General features: G+C 66.8%; 16 protein-coding genes. 10 read left to right on the top strand and 6 right to left on the bottom strand.

The window, feature by feature from the left end; genetic code table 11:
- Nucleotides 1–36: 36 nt before the first annotated feature.
- The 5 genes from ACSYAO_RS19810 to ACSYAO_RS19790 form a co-directional block, all read right to left on the bottom strand.
- Nucleotides 37–2,559, bottom strand: a complete 2,523-nt coding sequence (locus ACSYAO_RS19810) for a PepSY domain-containing protein (protein ID WP_149908987.1) — start codon at nt 2,557–2,559, stop codon at nt 37–39.
- A 650-nt stretch (nt 2,560–3,209) separates the two neighbouring features.
- Nucleotides 3,210–3,773, bottom strand: coding sequence for a TlpA family protein disulfide reductase (locus tag ACSYAO_RS19805; RefSeq protein WP_049462806.1), 564 nt, complete (start codon nt 3,771–3,773; stop codon nt 3,210–3,212).
- A complete protein-coding gene (locus ACSYAO_RS19800; RefSeq protein WP_049462805.1) occupies nt 3,770–6,151 on the bottom strand; it encodes a protein-disulfide reductase DsbD family protein in 2,382 nt (793 codons plus the stop codon). Before ACSYAO_RS19800 ends, ACSYAO_RS19805 begins: the two co-directional genes overlap by 4 nt.
- Nucleotides 6,148–6,486 (bottom strand): divalent-cation tolerance protein CutA, encoded by a 339-nt coding sequence (gene cutA, locus ACSYAO_RS19795; protein WP_014648595.1) that lies wholly within the window; start codon nt 6,484–6,486, stop codon nt 6,148–6,150. The genes ACSYAO_RS19800 and cutA overlap by 4 nt, the downstream gene beginning before the upstream one ends.
- Before the next feature lie 68 nt (nt 6,487–6,554).
- On the bottom strand, nt 6,555–8,345 hold the full coding sequence (locus ACSYAO_RS19790) for an endonuclease (RefSeq protein WP_049462804.1): 1,791 nt from the start codon (nt 8,343–8,345) through the stop codon (nt 6,555–6,557).
- A gap of 312 nt (nt 8,346–8,657) precedes the next feature.
- Here ACSYAO_RS19790 and ACSYAO_RS19785 point away from each other — a divergent pair, with 312 nt between their 5' ends.
- Nucleotides 8,658–8,945, top strand: a complete 288-nt coding sequence (locus tag ACSYAO_RS19785; RefSeq protein ID WP_005411227.1) for a co-chaperone GroES — start codon at nt 8,658–8,660, stop codon at nt 8,943–8,945.
- 81 nt (nt 8,946–9,026) lie between these two features.
- The gene (gene groL / locus ACSYAO_RS19780) at nt 9,027–10,676 is read left to right on the top strand and encodes a chaperonin GroEL (protein ID WP_005411226.1); all 1,650 of its coding nucleotides are present in this window, start codon (nt 9,027–9,029) and stop codon (nt 10,674–10,676) included.
- An 88-nt stretch (nt 10,677–10,764) separates the two neighbouring features.
- Here the strand turns inward: groL and ACSYAO_RS19775 are convergent, their stop codons facing one another.
- Nucleotides 10,765–11,688 (bottom strand): LysR substrate-binding domain-containing protein, encoded by a 924-nt coding sequence (locus ACSYAO_RS19775; RefSeq protein ID WP_049462803.1) that lies wholly within the window; start codon nt 11,686–11,688, stop codon nt 10,765–10,767.
- 246 nt (nt 11,689–11,934) lie between these two features.
- Here ACSYAO_RS19775 and ACSYAO_RS19770 point away from each other — a divergent pair, with 246 nt between their 5' ends.
- The 8 genes from ACSYAO_RS19770 to ACSYAO_RS19735 all read left to right on the top strand — a co-directional run bounded on the left by ACSYAO_RS19770 (nt 11,935) and on the right by ACSYAO_RS19735 (nt 17,802).
- A complete protein-coding gene (locus ACSYAO_RS19770) occupies nt 11,935–12,570 on the top strand; it encodes a glutathione S-transferase family protein (protein ID WP_049462802.1) in 636 nt (211 codons plus the stop codon).
- Nucleotides 12,571–12,583: 13 nt separating this feature from the next.
- Nucleotides 12,584–13,612 carry an LLM class oxidoreductase gene (locus ACSYAO_RS19765; RefSeq protein WP_049462807.1) on the top strand — a complete coding sequence of 343 codons (1,029 nt, stop codon included), beginning with the start codon at nt 12,584–12,586 and terminating at the stop codon, nt 13,610–13,612.
- 55 nt (nt 13,613–13,667) lie between these two features.
- Complete coding sequence (locus ACSYAO_RS19760) at nt 13,668–14,168, top strand: MarR family winged helix-turn-helix transcriptional regulator (RefSeq protein WP_049462801.1); 501 nt, start codon at nt 13,668–13,670, stop codon at nt 14,166–14,168.
- Nucleotides 14,165–14,905, top strand: coding sequence for a DNA alkylation repair protein (locus ACSYAO_RS19755; protein WP_049462800.1), 741 nt, complete (start codon nt 14,165–14,167; stop codon nt 14,903–14,905). The genes ACSYAO_RS19760 and ACSYAO_RS19755 overlap by 4 nt, the downstream gene beginning before the upstream one ends.
- A gap of 55 nt (nt 14,906–14,960) precedes the next feature.
- Nucleotides 14,961–15,299 (top strand): DUF6616 family protein, encoded by a 339-nt coding sequence (locus ACSYAO_RS19750; protein ID WP_149908988.1) that lies wholly within the window; start codon nt 14,961–14,963, stop codon nt 15,297–15,299.
- Nucleotides 15,300–15,411: 112 nt separating this feature from the next.
- Nucleotides 15,412–15,669, top strand: a complete 258-nt coding sequence (locus ACSYAO_RS19745; protein WP_005414620.1) for a hypothetical protein — start codon at nt 15,412–15,414, stop codon at nt 15,667–15,669.
- A gap of 295 nt (nt 15,670–15,964) precedes the next feature.
- Nucleotides 15,965–17,038, top strand: coding sequence for a 3-deoxy-7-phosphoheptulonate synthase (locus tag ACSYAO_RS19740; RefSeq protein WP_049462798.1), 1,074 nt, complete (start codon nt 15,965–15,967; stop codon nt 17,036–17,038).
- Between the two features lie 452 nt (nt 17,039–17,490).
- Entirely contained in the window at nt 17,491–17,802 is a 312-nt protein-coding gene (locus ACSYAO_RS19735) for a DUF5076 domain-containing protein (protein WP_080356512.1), read from the top strand.
- Nucleotides 17,803–17,833: the final 31 nt, after the last annotated feature.

The raw sequence follows: 17,833 nt of genomic DNA, 5'->3' as shown, positions 1-17,833 counted from the left end.
ATCCTGCCGGCCAGCGGTCGGCACTACCCTTGTGGCTCAGTACACGTCGCGCCGGTAGCGCCCGGTCTCCAGCAGCGTTTCCACAACCTCATCGCCCAGCGCAGCGCGCAGCACCTGGTCCACGCCTTCGGCCATGCCCTGCAGCGAGCCGCAGACATGAATCACCGCACCACGCTGCATCCATTCGCGCAGCGCATCGGTGGCGGCATGCAGGCAATCCTGCACGTAACCACCTTCGCCATCGCGCGAGAACGCCAGGTCCACCCGCGCGAGATGGCCATCGGCCTGCCACGCTTCGATCTCGTCGGCGAACAGGAAGTCGTGCGCGCGCTGGCGCTCACCGAACAGCAGCCAGTGCCCGTGCTCGCCTGTGTGGGCAGCTTCGCGCAACAGGCTGCGCAGACCCGCGATGCCGGTGCCATTGCCGACCAGCACCATCGGGGCGCCACTGACACGATGGAATCCAGGATTGCGGTGCACACGGGCCACGATGCTGGCACCGACCGGGGCATGCAGCGCCAGCCAGCCCGAGCCCAGCCCGGCTCGACCCGACAGGTCATGCACCAGGCGCACCACCAGTTCCACCACTTCATCACTCGTGGAGGAGGCGATGGAGTATTCGCGTCCGGGCAGCGTTGGCAATCCGGACAGCCACAGGCAGGCATCCTGCACCGCCAGCGCGGCGTCGGCCTCGGGCAGCTCGCGTTCACTGGCCAGCGCCAGCAGGGTGCGTGGGTGGCCGTCCACCAGCAGCGGCTGCAGCGGATCCAACCCCTGTGCCTTCAACACGGCGTTGGCGTGCCGTGCGTTGTGCCGGGGCGCGATATGCAGGATGTCGCCCGCCTGCCACTGCACGTCGGCCGGTGGCGCAAGACGGATGCGCCAGATGGCACCACCGATGCTGCCCGGATTGAGCCGGTCGCGGCCGAGCAGCCGCCACTCATGCATCTGCGTGGCCGCCGGCAGCACGCTGTCATCGGTGACGATGCCGGTCAGCGCGCCCAGCTGCAGCTGCCATTGGCGCAAGGCCGCTACCGAGGCGGCATCGACTTCGACGCGGTCGAACAACGGGCGCGCGCCGTTGCCGAGCAGCCAGCCATCAACCTGGCGACCGAAGCCGCAGTAGTGCGGGTACTGTCGGTCACCCAGCGCCAGCAGTCCAAACTGCAGGCCTGACAGGTCGAGTGTCTGTGCCGTCAGCCGTCGTGCAGCGCCTCGCGCCGCATCCGGTGGCTCGCCGTCGCCGAAGGTGCTCAGTACCCACAGCACCTGCGCGGTGCGTGCCAGCTGCGCGGCATCAACGCGGGCCAGTGGCAGCACCTGCACCGCATGACCGGACGCCTGCAGCTGCGCGGCGGCGCGCCATGCCAGTTGTTCTCCCAGTCCACTCTGGCTGGCATGCACCACCAGCCACGGCGTACCACCGCCATCGGCAGGCGTTGCTGGCAGCGACTGGCGCAGGTCACGCGCGGCGCGCTGGCTGCGGCGGCGGTCCAGGTAGAGCATCCAGCCGGTGATGAAGAACAGGCTCATGCCCAGGCTGCTGAGCATCACCACGACACGCCCGGGCACGCCGAAGTAACTGCCCGAGTGCAGCGCGAACACGCTGGTGGCCAGCTGCGCGCCGGCGCCCTGGCGCGCATAGGGGCGGGCATCGAGCGTGGCCCCCGTGCCTGGGTCCAGCTGCAGCAGATCATGCGCGCGGTCATGCTGGCCGCCGCGCTGCGACGGATCACCGGCCATCACCCGCACGTTCAGTGCCTGCCCCGGCTTCTCCGGCAGGCGCAGGTCGATGTAGCCGGTGCGCACGCCGGGCAGTGCGTACAGCGTGGCTTCGATGCGTTCCAGGTTCAGGGCGGCGTCGGTGGCGACCTTGTGCTTGGCGGCCGGTGCGACGCCCAGCAGGGTGTTGGCGGTACTGCGATACCAGTCGAACGACCACCACAGGCCGGTCAGCGCACTCATCAGGTAGATCAACAGCACCCAGGTGCCGACCACCGAGTGCAGGCTCCACAGGAAGCCACGGCCGCTGCGTTTCCATTCCACCGCCAGCCAGCTGCGCCAGTGCCACCAGCGCCGCGGCCAGCGCAGGTAGAGCCCGGACAGGGTGAAGAACAGCAGCGCGATGGCACAACTGCCGGTGATCCATTTGCCGCGCTCGCCGGCGGCGAGGTGGCGGTGCAGGTCCTCGACGAAATCGAAGAACGCCTGCCCGCGCAGGGCACTGAAGCGCTCACCGCTGTACGGGTCGAAGTACACCCAGTGTTCCTTGCCGCCGGCAAAGCGCGCCATCGACGGCCGCTGTCCGGTGGCATCCACGCGCAGGCGCTGCAGCGGGCGTTCGCTGCCAGCCTGCAGCAGCGGCACCAGCTCGCTGAGTTCAAGCGGAAGCTGGCCGTCGGCATGGTGCTCGGCGATCTCGGCGAAGCCGGGATTGGCCGCCCGCAGCAGTTCATCCTCGAAGGACAGCACGGCGCCGCTGAGGCCCATCACGGCCAGCACGGCGCCGGCGGTGATGCCCAGCAGCCAGTGCAGTTGGAACAGGACGTTCTTGAACATCGAAGGAGGAGGGCCTGGAAGGCTGCCGCCCGCATCCTGCGCAACAGCAAATGAGAATTAGTCGCGGAATTCTCCGTGGCGCCCCGGCTGTGGTCAAGCAGGGGATATCGGCCGGGCGCCGCCCGGCACCCGTGGTAGTGCCGGCCGCTGGCCGGCAACCTCAGAAGCAACAGCCGAAGCAACAGCGGGTTTCCTGTGAGGAGGCGGGGTGGGTCCGGTTGCGGGGGACGGCGTGAATACGTCCATGTAGCCTCGGTCGCGCCATCCATGGCGCTCACGCCCCCTCAACCGGACCTACCCCGCCTTCGACAGTTTCCTGCGATCTGTCGGAACGGCGTTCTGCTTTGGTGGGTGCCGACCGTTGGTCGGCACGGGGTCTGATTCCGCTCTGAATATCGATATCTGACAGATGTGTCGACCAAGGTCGACACCTGGCAACAGCCGCGAAGATCTGTCAGAGGTGGGGCGGTGTCGGAGTGCGGGGTGTCAGCCGCATGGATGCGGCTGCCAAGCTTACAGGGATGTACTTGCAGCGTCCCCGCACTCCGATACCGTCCCGCCAACCCACGGAATGCCCGCTTTGGCTGTTGCCGTTGCCGTTGCGTTGCATTGAGCAGGGTGCAGGGCTGCAAGCCCTGCAAAAAACACCCTCACTTCACCCAGCTGTCGATCTCGCCGTGGGCGAACGGCCCCAGCTTCGCCTTCACCAGCCGGCCCTGTGCATCGAACAGCACGCTGTAGGGCAGCAGGCCCTGCGTATTGCCCAGCTGCACGCTGGCATCGCGTGGCCCGGGTGTCTCGATCACGATCGGGTAATCCACCGGTACCCGCTGCAGGAAACCGCGCACGTCTTCCGGCGTATCCAGCGCCAGGCCAAGAACCTGCACACCGTTGTCGCCCTGGGTGTGGGCAAAGCGCGCCAGTTCAGGCATTTCTTCAACGCAGGGCGCGCACCAGCTGGCCCAGACGTTGATCAGCAGCGGGCGGCCGGTAGCGTGCTGGCGCAGGTCCAGCGGTCGGCCTTCAAGATCGGGCAGCGACAGTGCGGGCAGGTTGTCGCCGACCTGCAGGGCGGGTGCCACCGCCGCCACCGCAGGCGCCGCTGGCATGGCCTCAGGCGCAGCCGGCGCGGGAGCCAATCGATGCCCGGCCCACAGGCCGAGGCCGGCGGCCAGCACCGCTGTCCACAGCAGCGCTGGCCGTTGCCACTTCATCGTGCGGTGCGCAGCAGCGCTTCCTCGACCACCGCCTGGGTCAGCAGGGTCGGCAGCACGGTCGGCGGTGCGCCGGGGCCGTACACCACGTACAGCGGCACGCCCACGGCCTTGTGCTCTTCCAGGAACGTGGTGATCTGCGGATCGACGTTGGTGTAGTCACCGCGCATGTACACCGCGTTGGTGCGCTTGAGCAGTTCCTTGAACTCTGGGCGCGACAGCACGGCGCGCTCGTTGGCCTTGCAGCTCACGCACCAGTCGGCGGTCATGTTCACGAACACCACGCGGTTGTCGGCGCGCAGGCGATCCAGCAGCTGCGGCGAGTATTCGACCACGTTGTCAGTGGCCGCCTGTGCGGCACGCGCCGGCGCTGCCAGCTGGGTCACGCCCCAGGCCGGAACCAGTGCACCGATCGCCAGCAGCACGCCGAGCAGGGTGACGGCGCGCGAGCCGGTCCAGCGGTTGCGTTCAAACAGCCACAGACCGAAGGCCAGCAGCAGCAGGCCACCCAGCACCAGCGCCATGCCGTCCACGCCGCGCTGCTTGCCCAGCACCCACAGCAGCCACAGCACGGTGGCATACATCGGGAAGGCCAGCACGTGCTTGAGCGTTTCCATCCACGGGCCCGGCTTGGGCAGGCGGCGCGCCAGCGCCGGCACGAAGCCGATCAGCAGGAACGGCAGGGCCAGGCCCAGGCCGAGGAACAGGAACACGGTCATCGCCTTCAGCGGCGGGGCAATGAACGCGTAGGCAATCGCGCCGCCCATGAACGGGCCGACGCAGGCACTGCCGACCACGCAGGCCAGCGCACCGGTGAAGAAATCACCGGCCGGGCCACTGCGGCTGGCCAGCGACTGGCCGAGGTTGCCGATGCCGCCGCCCAGTGTGAACACGCCGGACAGGCTCAGGCCCACCGCGAACATGATGTAGGCCAGCGCCGCCACCACGCCCGGGTGCTGCAGCTGGAAGCCGATGCCGACGGCGTTGCCGATCGCGCGCAGGCCAACCATCAACGCACCGATCACCGCGAACGCGACCAAGACGCCCAGCGTGTACCAGAGGGCATGGCTGCGCGCGCGCTGCGGGCTTTCGCCACTCTGCGCCAGGCTCAGGACCTTCAGCGACAGGATCGGCAGCACGCAGGGCATCAGGTTCAGTACCAGGCCACCGGCCAACGCCAGCAGCAGGACCCATACGAACGAACGGTCCGGATTCGGCGTGGTCACCGGCGGTCGCGTGCGCAGCGCGTTGTCACCCTGTGCATCGGCGGCGAACTCACTGCTGGCGGTGCCGTCACCTGCAGCAGGGGTCGTGGCATCCGTATTGGGCACGGTTGGCAGCAGGCGCAGCGGTGCGCCGTTGGCGGCTTCGCGTGGTGCGCCGTTGGCAGCGGGCAGCGGGCTGATCACCTCATTGCGCGGTGGCGCCTGGTCGGCACTGCTGCTGACCTTGCCGGCCGGAATGGACAGCTTCACCCGGCGGGTCATCGGCGGGTAGCAGATGCCATCGGTCTGGCAACCCTGGAAGGTCACCACCAGAGTGCTGTCGACCGCATCGGCGATGGAGCGGCGCAGCGGCAGCGGCACTTCCACCTGGTTGAAGTACACCGAGACATCGCCGAAGTGTTCGTCGCGATGCGACTGTGCGGCAGGCCAGCGCAGCTTGTCGGCCAGCACCCCGGTGCTGCCGTCCAGCTTCACCGATGTGCGGTCGCGATACAGGTAGTAGCCCGGTGCCGGGCTGAAGCGCAGCAGCAGGGTATTGCCGTCGCTGGCGATGGCGTCGAAGCCGAACGCCTGCTCCGACGGCAGCGGCAGCGCCTGGCTGTTGCTGGCCGCGCCCGGCAGGCGCAGGCCACCGCTGTTGCCGGCACCGGCCAGCGGGTTGTTGAACGGGCTTGCCGCACCGGCACGCGCGGCAGGCACCGCGGCCGCCGCACCGGCGCCCGGCAGCGTGACCTGCACCACGCGCTTCTGCGGCGGGTAGCAGACACCGGCATCGGCGCAGCCCTGGTAACGCACTTCCAGGCTGATGGTGCCGGCGGCGTCGGTCGGCGTGCCGGGCAGGGTGGCCTGCAGGCGTTCGCGATAGGTTTCGACTTCGCCGAAGAAATCGTCGTGGTGCTTGTCGCCCTTGGGCATCTGCAGCGCGCCGGCATTGAAGGCCGGGTCGGCCTTGACGCTGGTGCGGTGGCGATACAGGTAATAGCCCGGTGCGATCTTGAACTGCAGTTGCACCTGGCCCCGTTCGGGGGCGCTGGCGGTCAGCGCGAACGCCTGGTCCACCGGCAGCAGGTCCTTCTCATCCAGCGCGAAGGCCGGCAGCGAGAGCCACAACAGGGCGCACAAGGCGGCGCCGCGCGCAAACAGAGTCTTCAATCAGTGTCCTCCCGGGTCTGTGCCCGGATCCAGTCCAGATACGCCGGCAGGCCGGCCCGGGTTTCGACCGCAATGCACTCCGGGAGTTCATACGGATGCAGTGCGACGATCCGGGCAATCGCGTCATCGACGCGGCTCGCGGTGGTTTTCACCAGCAGCTGCAGTTCGGCGTCGGTGGTCACCTCGCCCTGCCAGCGGTAGGTGGACTGCGCGCCATCGAGGCGGGTCACGCACGCGGCCAGGCGCTCGCCGACCAGCGCGTGCGCGATGCGCTCGGCACTGGCCCGGTCCGGGCAGGTGGTCAACAGCAGCAGGACGGGATCGACGGTCGACATGACCGTCGAGTATAGGGCCGCCGCCGGGTCAGGGCCCGGCGGCGGCAGTGGACCGCTGCGTTGCGCGGTCAGTTGGCCAGCTGGCAGGAGGCCGGCTTGGCCGAGGTGAACAGGCCCGGGGTCGCCCACTCGGGGTGGTCGATGAACGGGTTGCGGTTGCCCTGGAAGCTGTAGATCACGTCGTTGCGGGCACGCTCGGCATCATCCGGCGGATCGGACAGGTGCCAGTCGATCAGCGTCGAGAGCAGGCCCATGTAGGCCGGCGAACTGCTGGTCTTGACGATCCTGCTGCGGTCGTCGGTCAGCTCCAGGTCCGGCTCGGACTGGCCGGTGGCCGCATCCTTGCCGCCCTCGTAGCGGATCGCCATGTACATCACCGCACGTGCCATGTCGCCCTTGCGCTTGCCCCACACCTCGAAGGTGCCGGTGTTGCCGTCCGGCGTGCGCACCCAGTTGGAGTTGCCCGGGTAGCCGCCGCTGCCGCCGCCCTGGCCGTTGTTGGCCTCGGTGGCGCGTTCGCCGCAGTTGGCGTCGCACTTGCCGAACGGCTTGTTGCCACGGTCGGCGTTCCACTGCGCGTCGGTCAGGTACAGCATGTGGGTGTCGGTGTACGGCGCGTACGGCAGGCCCTTGTCGCCGGTGGTGCTGGCAAAGCCCAGCGAGTTCGGCCAGGTGTGCTCGCGGTTGTACTTCAGGCCGCCGCCGCTGCCGGCGCGGTCGGTCACCTTGGCGTAGCTGCGGTTGCGGTACGCATCCAGGATCCTGCCGCTGTTGTTCGGATCCTCGTCGGCGATTTCCAGGATGGTCCAGGTGCTGGTGCCCGAGCCGCTGTACGGGTAGGCGGTGTGGCCCTTGATGGTGGCGTGCAGCGAGCAGCGCAGCTGGCTGGGGCTGCTGGTATTGACCTTGGAGTAGTAACCGGCCGGCACGCCCGGGTTGCCCGGGTCCGGATTGCCGCCGGTGCTGGCCACGGTGAAGGCGATGCGGCTGTCGGCGGCGGGGTGCGCCCCCTGCAGGTCGGTGATGCGCGCGGCGCGGATGTCGAAGCGGCAGGCTTCACCGGCCACCAGCGCGGTGTTGGTGGACAGCTTCACGCTGCGGCCGCTGGCCGGGTAGGTCAGCGGCACGATGCCGGAGGTACCGCAGCTCAGCGCGAACGCGCCGCTGGCCAGGTTCACCGTCTCGCTGAACACCACTTCCAGATCGGCCGCGGCCGGGAAGGTGCTGCTGCCCTGCGCCGGGGTGGTGGTGGACACCGACGGCGGCGTGTTCGGGCCCGGGGTGCCGCCGCCGCTGAAGGTCTGGCCGTTGTTGCAGCTGCCGAAGGTCTGCCTGGCCGACTCGGCCCAGGTGAAGTGGGCGTACTGGCTGCCGCTGCCGGTCAGCTGCAGCGAGGTGCCGGGGGCCGTGCTGTTGGTCTCGGCCACCGGAATGTTCTGGCTGGTCATGCCGGCGGCAGGGCCACCGGAGGCGGTGATGGCGCCCTCGTAGCTGAGGAACTGGACCACCTTGCCGCTGGCGTCGACCAGGGCGATGCCGTCGTTCGGGCCGTTCTGGATGCCGTTGGTCGGGTAGTTGACCACGGCGATGCTGGCGCTGCCGCAACCGGCGGCGGTGCCGGCCGGGACCGGGTTGTTGGCGTAGACCGTGGCGGCCGAAGGATTGCTGCCGTTGTAGAGGTAGAGGCGGTAGCCGGACAGGTCTTCACCTGCGGTAGCGACCACTTCGATGACTTCGCCGACGTCACCGGCGGCGGTGCTGTCGTCGTAGTGCAGTTCATTGATGAAGACCTCGGCCTGGGCCGGCGCCGCGGCCAGTGCCAGCAGGCAGGCGGCGGCAAGCGGGGACAGCAATCGCATCGACTACTCCTTGTGATTGGGAATGCCTGACCGAGCCTAAGGCCGATCCAGTGACACTTTGTCGTAAATGAACGTCAGATATCTGACAGTGCGACGCTTGTCACCGAAATTGTCCAGGACCGACGCCGTGGCCGAGGCGCGCGGGTGGAAAAAATTTTTTCATTCCGCCCTTGAAAGGGGGCGGCGCGGCTCCATCTCTGCCCTGCTCCCGACGTTGTCGGGTTTCTTCACGTGCGGTTCTGGCACTCGCCTGGGGTGAGTGCTAACATCGCCGGACTTTTTTAGACCAATCAATCACTTAAGAGGTCTCCTATGAGCATCAAGCCGCTGCACGACCGCGTTGTGGTCAAGCCGATCGAAGCCGACGAAATCTCCGCCGGTGGCATCGTCATCCCCGACTCGGCCAAGGAAAAGTCCACCAAGGGTGAGGTCGTGGCCGTCGGCCCGGGCAAGCCGCTGGACAACGGCAACGTGCGCGCGCCGTCGCTGAAGGTCGGCGACAAGGTCATCTATGGCCAGTACGCCGGCAGCTCGTACAAGAGCGAAGGCGTCGAATACAAGGTCCTGCGCGAAGACGACGTGCTCGCCGTCATCGGCTGAGCCTCGGCGCGACCTGTTTCAACCTGATCCCAAACTCCCAGCCGCCGGGCATCGTCCGGCGCTACCAATGAGGTAAATGCAATGGCTGCCAAGGATATTCGTTTCGGTGAAGACGCCCGTTCGCGCATGGTGCGCGGCGTCAACGTTCTCGCCAATGCCGTCAAGGCCACCCTGGGCCCGAAGGGCCGCAACGTCGTGCTGGAAAAGAGCTTCGGCGCCCCGACCATCACCAAGGACGGCGTCTCCGTCGCCAAGGAAATCGAACTGGCTGACAAGTTCGAGAACATGGGCGCGCAGATGGTGAAGGAAGTTGCTTCGCGCACCAACGACGATGCCGGCGACGGCACCACCACCGCCACCGTGCTGGCCCAGGCCCTGATCCGCGAAGGCGCCAAGGCCGTTGCCGCCGGCATGAACCCGATGGACCTCAAGCGCGGTATCGACAAGGCCGTTTCGGCCGCCGTCGCCGAGCTGAAGAACATCTCCAAGCCGACCGCCGACGACAAGGCGATCGCCCAGGTCGGTACCATCTCGGCCAACTCGGACGAGTCGATCGGCCAGATCATCGCTGACGCGATGAAGGAAGTCGGCAAGGAAGGCGTCATCACCGTTGAAGAAGGCTCGGGCCTGGACAACGAGCTGGACGTGGTCAAGGGCATGCAGTTCGACCGCGGCTACCTGTCGCCGTACTTCATCAACAACCAGCAGTCGCAGACCGCTGACCTGGATGACCCGTTCATCCTGCTGCACGACAAGAAGATCTCCAACGTCCGTGACCTGCTGCCGGTGCTGGAAGGCGTCGCCAAGGCCGGCAAGCCGCTGCTGATCGTGGCCGAGGAAGTTGAAGGCGAAGCGCTGGCCACCCTGGTCGTCAACACCATCCGTGGCATCGTCAAGGTCGTGGCCGTCAAGGCGCCGGGCTTCGGCGACCGTCGCAAGGCGATGCTGGAAGACATGGCCGTGCTGACCGGCGGCACCGTGATCTCCGAAGAAGTCGGCCTGTCGCTGGAGAAGGCCACCATCAAGGACCTGGGCCGCGCCAAGAAGGTGCAGGTCTCCAAGGAGAACACCACCATCATCGACGGCGTCGGCGACAAGGCCAACGTTGATGCACGCGTGGCGCAGATCAAGACCCAGATCCAGGACACCTCCTCGGATTACGACCGCGAGAAGCTGCAGGAACGCGTGGCCAAGCTGGCCGGCGGTGTTGCCGTGATCAAGGTCGGCGCCTCGACCGAAATCGAAATGAAGGAAAAGAAGGATCGCGTCGACGACGCCCTGCACGCCACCCGTGCGGCCGTTGAAGAAGGCGTGGTTCCGGGCGGCGGCGTTGCCCTGGTCCGCGCGATCACCGCGCTGGCCGGCCTGAAGGGCGCCAACGAAGACCAGAACCACGGCATCCAGATCGCCCTGCGTGCGATGGAAGCCCCGCTGCGCGAGATCGTTGCCAACGCCGGTGACGAGCCGTCGGTCATCATCAACAAGGTCAAGGAAGGCACCGGCAGCTTCGGCTACAACGCCGCCACCGGCGAGTTCGGCGACATGCTGCAGTTCGGCATCCTGGACCCGACCAAGGTGACCCGTTCGGCGCTGCAGAACGCGGCCTCGATCGCTGGCCTGATGATCACCACCGAAGCCATGGTTGCCGAAGCTCCGAAGAAGGACGAGCCGGCCATGGGTGGCGCCGGTGGCATGGGCGGCATGGGTGGCATGGGCGGCATGGACTTCTAAGTCCCCGCATTCGCACCGCAATGAAAAACCCCGCTGCAAGGCGGGGTTTTTTTGTGGCCGGCTGCAATGGCATCGCTTTTCGAGCGGCTTATCCTGCGTCCTGCAGGGTGTGTGTGCCTGCTGCCTGCGGCGTCATCAATGCTGCATGCAACCAGGTCATGAAAGCAGGTATCGCCGCGTTGGCCTCGCCGTCCGCACGCGTCACCGCGTAGTAGGCAAAGGCCTGTGGCCAGGGCTGGTCGATCACCACCTGCAGCCGGCCATTGGCGAGTTCTTCGGCCGCGTGGATGTCGCGCACCAGGGCGATGCCTTGCCCGGCCACCGCCGCGCGGATCAGCAACAGGTCGTCATCGAACGCAGGGCCGCGCTCCAGTCGTTCATCGACGGGTAGATCCAGTGCCTGGAACCACAGCCGCCAGTCGCTGCGGTCGGCGTCCTGCAGCAGCGGCAGCTGCAGGCAATCCTGCACCGTACCCACGGCAGGCGCGCTGGCCAGCAGCGCAGGGCTGGCCACCGGCAGCAGTACCGGCGCCAGAAGATGCTCGGCATGCAGGCCAGGGTAGCGGCCCAGTCCATGACGGATCGCGATGTCCACCCCCTCGCGGCGCAGGTCGACCAACGCCGCGCTCGAGTCCAGCTGCACGTCCACCTGCGGATGCAACGCACTGAACCGGCCCAGTCGCGGCGCCAACCACTGTGCGGCGAAGCTCGGTGCCGCGCTGATGCGTAGCGTGCACCGGGTTTCCCAGCGTTCGAGTGTCTGCAGGCTCTGTGCGATCTGATCGAAGGCCTGCAGCAGCTCCGGATACACGCGCGCGCCGGCTGCACTGAGCACCACGCCATGCCGGGTGCGGTCGAACAGGCTCACGCCCAGCCGCTCCTGCAGCTGTCGAAGCTGCTGGCTGATTGCACCAGGTGTCACCCCCATCGCATCGGCGGCGGCGGTCAGGCTGCCATGTCGGCCGGTTTCAACGAAGGCCCGCAGGCCCAGCAGCGGCAGCACCGCACCCATCTCCACTCTCCTGTAACCGCGTCGGCACGCGCCGCGCTGCGACAGCATATCGACCACACTGCAGCCTGTCGCGCGCGCGTCGCGCACGTTGAGCCCCGCTCAACTCCCCGTGCAGAAGACATCGTTTCCCCGCGACGCAGGCCTTTCCTAGACTGCCTGCACGGCTGCTGCAGCGCCCGTTCCCGCATCGCCCGGCCACCTTCAACGGCCGGTACCTGCCGTCGCTCCCTGCCGTCCAGGATTCCCATGAACGAACCTTCGCTGCACCTGTACTCCGACAGTTCTCCCAATGGCTTCAAGGCCACCATCGCACTGGAAGAGCTGGGTCTTCCCTATCGCCTTCACCACGTCCACATCGCCGATGGCGAACATCGCCATCCCGACTTCCTGCGGCTCAACCCGCATGGCCGCATTCCCGTGCTGGAAGATCGCGCGCGCGGCATCGTTGTCTTCGAATCGGCGGCGATCCTGATGTACCTGGCCGAACAGGGCAATGCGTTGCTGCCTTCCGAACCGGCTGCGCGCTGGGAGACGCTGACCTGGCTGATGTTCCATGCCGCCAGCGTCGGCCCGATCCTCGGCCAGCGCGTGCACTTCGAGCATTTCGCACAACAGCCCGATTCCGCGGCAATCGAACGCTACCGCCGCCTGAGCGACGAGCTGTTCGGCGTACTCGACCAGCGCCTGCAGGGACGCGAGTGGTTGGCTGGCGATCACTACTCGATTGCCGACATCGCCCACTTCGGCTGGCTGCATATCGCCCGCATCATCGACATCGATTTGTCGCGGCATCGCCATCTGGATGCGTGGTACGCGCGGGTTGCAGCACGCCCTGCGGTACAGCGCGGCGTGCAGCTGCCCGAGCCGGCCACCGGTCCGTAAGGAGGCGATGCTGATGAATGATTCCATTGCGATGCCGGGCGCGTCGGCGCCGGTCTTTGCCGCGCACCCGGGCTACCAGCGCATGTTCCGCGCCGATGCACTGACGCTGGGCATCTACCTGCCGCTGCGCTTCTACCAGGGCGACATGGCCGTGCTGCAGGGCCAGGCGCGGCTGGTGGAGGAGATCGACCGCCACAACTTTGCCGCGGTATGGGTGCGCGACGTGCCGCTGTTCGATCCGCTGTTCGGTGATGCAGGCCAGCTGTTCGATCCATTCACCTACCTTGCGTGGCTGGCAGCGCGCACACAGCGCGTGGCCCTGGCCACCGGCAGCGTGGTGCTGCCACTTCGCCATCCGATCGATCTGGCCAAGGCCGCGGCGTCGATCGATCAGCTGTCCGGTGGGCGGCTGGTGATGGGTGTGGCGTCCGGTGATCGACCGCTGGAGTTCCCGGCCTATGGACTGGAGCACGCGGCGCGCGGAGAGCGTTTCGCCACCGCAATGAACGAGATGCGCCGTTGGCTGCAACCGGGCACGGATGGGCGGATGACACACGCCGGTGCCGGGCAGGGCGTGCAGTTGCTGCCGCCCACGGTCAGTGGCCGCGTTCCGCTGGTTGTCACCGGTGGCGCACGTCAGCCACTGGAGTGGATCGGCCAGCATGCCGATGGGTGGCTGACCTATCCAGAGGCCACCCATGACAACGCCGGTCCGCAGCGGCTGGCCGCGAAGATCGGCGCCTGGCGCGCGCTGATTCCGGACGGCGGCTTCCGTCCGCACATGACCAACGAATGGATCGACCTGGTGGACGATCCGGATCATCCACGCATGCCGTTGCGGGGTGGCTTCACCCTGCGCACCGGCCGCAAGGGTCTGATCGATCTGCTGCAGGCCTGGCAGCGGGCCGGCGTCAACCATGCCGCACTGGGGATCCAGTTCGCCGAGCGGCCTGCCGGCGAGGTGCTGCAGGAGCTGGCCGAGGAGGTACTGCCGTTGTTTCCGTCGCATCCCGGGCCGGCGGCGAAGGTGATGGACTGGTAGCCACGCCGAAGGGGATGGCATATGATTAGGCGCCTAATCATATGCTCATCACGAGATGATCGAAGCCAAGCACAATGCCCTGCTGGAAGAGGCGCTGCGACGCGGCCATGCCAATGTTGCGCAGCTGCGCCTGTGCTTCCAGCTGCTGTCGTTGTCGTCGTCCATCGACCACGATTGCGCCACCCGGCTGGCGCCACACGGGCTCAGTGAGGGTCGCTTCATCGTGTTGTTCCTGCTGCATGGGGCCGGTGGCACGTTGTCGCCCCACGAGCTGGCCGAACGCGCAGGCGTGACCCGCGCCACCATCAGCGGCCTGCTCGATGGCCTGCAGCGCGAAGAACTGCTGCAGCGTCGCAGCGATGCTGAGGATGGCCGTCGCCTGCAGATCGTATTGACCGCACGGGGAAAACGCTTGGCCGAGACACTGTTTGACCAGCACACACAGTGGATCGGAGGCCTGTTCAATGGTCTGGATACCGATGAACAGCAGCAGCTGTCGCGGTTGCTGCACAAGGTCTGGCAGCACACCGATGCTGGACGAGAGTCTGCAGCATGAGCCCGGCGATTGCGGCGCAACGCCTGCATGAACTCAACACCGGTCGCGTTGCCACCGCCCATCTGGCCGAATGCCTGGCAGTGGATTTCGCCGCGTTGCTGCAGGTGGTGGCGCCTGCGCTTGCACCGGAAGCGCTGCAACGCATGCGGGATGCCTCAGGCAAGGGCATCACGCTGCGCATGGCCCTGGCCGCGCAACTGCTGCGTGAGGCGGGGCAGGGCGCGCCTGAGTTCTGGCAGGATCACAGCTCCGATACCGTGCGTGGCTGGGCCTGCTATCTGGTCGGCAACGATGCCCACGCAACGTTGGCAGAGAAGCTGCAGCAGATGCGCACGCTGGCCGATGACCCACACTTCGGTGTGCGCGAATGGGCGTGGCTGGCGCTACGCACGGACATCGTTGCCGCGCCGATGCAGGCGCTTGAGTACCTGCAACCCTGGACACAGGAAACATCGCCGTACCTGCGCCGCTTCGCCTGTGAAGCGCTGCGCCCACGCGGTGTCTGGGCCACGCATATCGCACTGTTCAAGCAGCATCCGGAACTTGCGTTACCCATGTTGGAAGCACTGGCTGACGACCCGGAACGCTATGTGCAGGATTCGGTCGGCAACTGGCTCAATGACGCCGGCAAGACTCATCCGCAGTGGCTGCGCGAGCTGTGCACGCGTTGGCAGCACGAGCGCCACAGCGACGCCAACGCCTACATCCGCAAACGCGCATTGCGCTCGTTCCGGTAGTGCCGGCCGCTGGCCGGCAACCCCGCAACCCCGTAAACCTCAAGGACGAACCACCATGTCGCACACCTTCATCGAGCTCTACACCGCCACACCAGCCTGGACCGCACTCCCGCCCGAGCAGCGGAATGCCTTCTTCGCCCGTATTGGCGCCGGCATGCAGCAGTTCGATCCAGCCCGCATCACGCCGCTGGCGATGGGCCGCATTGCCACGGACGTACCGCACGGCAGTGGTGAGCAGTTCTATGCCGTCTGGTGCTGCGCCAGCCGCGAGGAGGCCGACGCGCTGGTGGCGGGCATCGCCGCCACCGGCTGGCACGACTACTTCACCACCACCCATGCGGTAGGCGCGGTGGACGACATGGCCCAGCATCTGGCTGATCTGGCTGCGTTGTAGCGGCGCGAAGAGCGCTCGCATAGCGCAGCCCACGGCATGGATGGCACATGCGCCTGTCACCCAGACACGGTAAACAGTGCATTGCCCATGTCCATCCGCAGGGAAGTCGATCATGCAGAGCACGCTCCAGGTCACGCTGTTCGGCCCTCTTGGCGACAGCCCGGCGTTGCAGTTGCCGGGCCTGGAGGGGCCGTCGGTGGCCATCCCGGAATCGGCCCTGCGGCGGTTGGTTTCCGACCTCTACACCGCGCGTTCCCTGCTCAACCCCGAGCAGCTGGACGAAGCCAGGCAGGAGCTGGACCGCGTGCTGGAGCGCTGGGCCGACATCCATGAGGGCCTGCTGCTGGACGTGGAAGTGCATGGTAAATGAGCAACTTCGCGTGGCTGCCGCCGCGTAGGCATGGCTGGTGCGCACCTCGCTGAACCGCGTCCCCAGTTGCGGATGAAACATTTTGCACTGCGCAAAAGCTGTGCTATCAATAGATCCCATGAACGCAGCCGCCACCCGCTTTTACTGGTATTACTTTCCGAAGCCACTGGCGGAGGAAGGACTGCGCTCACCCTGAAGAAAGCTTCAGACGCATTCCCGAAAGCCGCCAGCGAACCTGGCGGCTTTTTTCATGCCGCCACGCTGGGGGCCCCCAACGTTCCGGAGATCTCCTGCAATGCCCCCGCACACCGACGACCTGCGTATCCGCACCATCGAACCGCTGACACCGCCTGCCCAGCTGCTGGCGATGCTGCCTTGTGACGATGAAGCTTCCGACACCGTCAGCGCCTCGCGCGCGGCCCTGCACCAGATCCTGCATGGCCGTGACGACCGCCTGGCGGTGGTGGTTGGCCCGTGCTCGATCCACGACCCGAACGCCGCCATCGAGTACGCCCAGCGCCTGAAGCCGCTGCGTGACGCGCTGGCCGGTGAGCTGGAGATCGTCATGCGCGTGTACTTCGAGAAGCCGCGCACCACGGTGGGCTGGAAGGGCCTGATCAACGACCCGGACCTGGACGGCAGCTTCAGGATCGACAAGGGCCTGCGCATTGCCCGCGGCCTGCTGCGCGACATCAACAAACTCGGCCTGCCGGCCGGCGTCGAATTCCTCGACGTGATCTCGCCGCAGTACATCGCCGACCTGGTGGCATGGGGCGCGATCGGCGCACGCACCACCGAAAGCCAGGTGCATCGCGAGCTGGCCTCGGGGCTGTCGTGCCCGGTCGGCTTCAAGAACGGCACCGATGGCAACGTGAAGATTGCGGCCGATGCCGTGGGTGCGGCATCCAACCCGCATCACTTCCTGTCGGTCACCAAGCAGGGTGGCACCGCCATCGTGTCGACCACCGGCAACCCGGACTGCCATGTGATCCTGCGCGGCGGCAAGCAGCCGAACTACGACGCAGGCAGTGTTGCCGAGGCCTGCCAGGTGCTGGCCAAGGCCAAGCTGCCGACGCGCCTGATGATCGACGCCAGCCATGCCAACAGCCTGAAGAACCCGGAGAACCAGCCGAAGGTGATCGAGGACATCGCCGTTCAGCTGGAAGACGGCGAACAGCGCATCGTTGGCGTGATGATCGAGAGCCATCTGGTCGGTGGCCGCCAGGAACTGGTGGAAGGCCAGCCGCTGGTCTATGGGCAGAGCATCACCGATGGCTGCATCGACTGGGACACCACCGTGACGGTGCTGGAGCGACTGGCTGCGGCCGTGCGCGCCCGTCGCGACGTGAAGGTGTCCGAAGCAGCTTGATGGAAGCCGCCTGAGTGCGGCACGTGTGTGGATGGCGGCCAGCGCCTGCGGGGGTGCGGCCGCGATCAGGGCCGGTCGGAGTTGGAGACCGGCCCATCTGCACCGGCGATGCGCCTGGCGCTGCGCATGAGCGACAGCGCCAGGTACATCGCCGGGGTGGCAGTAGATCCACGCCATGCGTGGACGATTCGCCGTCCCCGGCAATGACGGCTACGACCCGCTGGAGGCCACATTTGTCGCGGGCCCGTCGGGTCGCACCCGGCACGCCAAGTGGTCCAGTCCGCACAGTGCGATGATCCGCCTTGGACACGTAGAGTCGAGCTTGCTCGACTGCGGAAAAACGTGCACCAACGGCAGTCGAGCAAGCTCGACTCTACTCAAGGTCCGCAGTAGATCCACGCCATGCATGGATGTGGGCCACAATGCGATCACTTCTCCTTGCGGCTGCCGCCATGAAAGAACTGATCATCCCTGAAGCTGCCCAACGCGACGAATCTTCGGTCGAGATGATTCGCGTGTGGATCGCTGAGCGCGGGCTGCATGCATCATTGAAAGTGGGGCTGTACGAGGATCGCCCTGACATCCGCGAAGAACGTGCCTGGGGGCGAATTCTTGCAGATGTTGCCCAGCACGTTGCCGACGCGCTGGTGACCAGTGAGGGCATGGACCGTGACGTGGTGGTCGAGGCCATCAAGGCAGCCTTCAACGAGGAGCTGCAGGCGCCATCCAGCGGCCGGTCCGGCGGGTTCGTCGTGCGGCATTGACGGTAGATCCACGCCACGCGTGGATGAATTC

The sequence above is a fragment of the Stenotrophomonas sp. STK16_22 genome (genome assembly GCF_051984505.1).
Classification (GTDB): Bacteria; Pseudomonadota; Gammaproteobacteria; order Xanthomonadales; family Xanthomonadaceae; genus Stenotrophomonas; species Stenotrophomonas maltophilia_A.
This window is presented reverse-complemented; position numbering and strand designations above follow the sequence as displayed.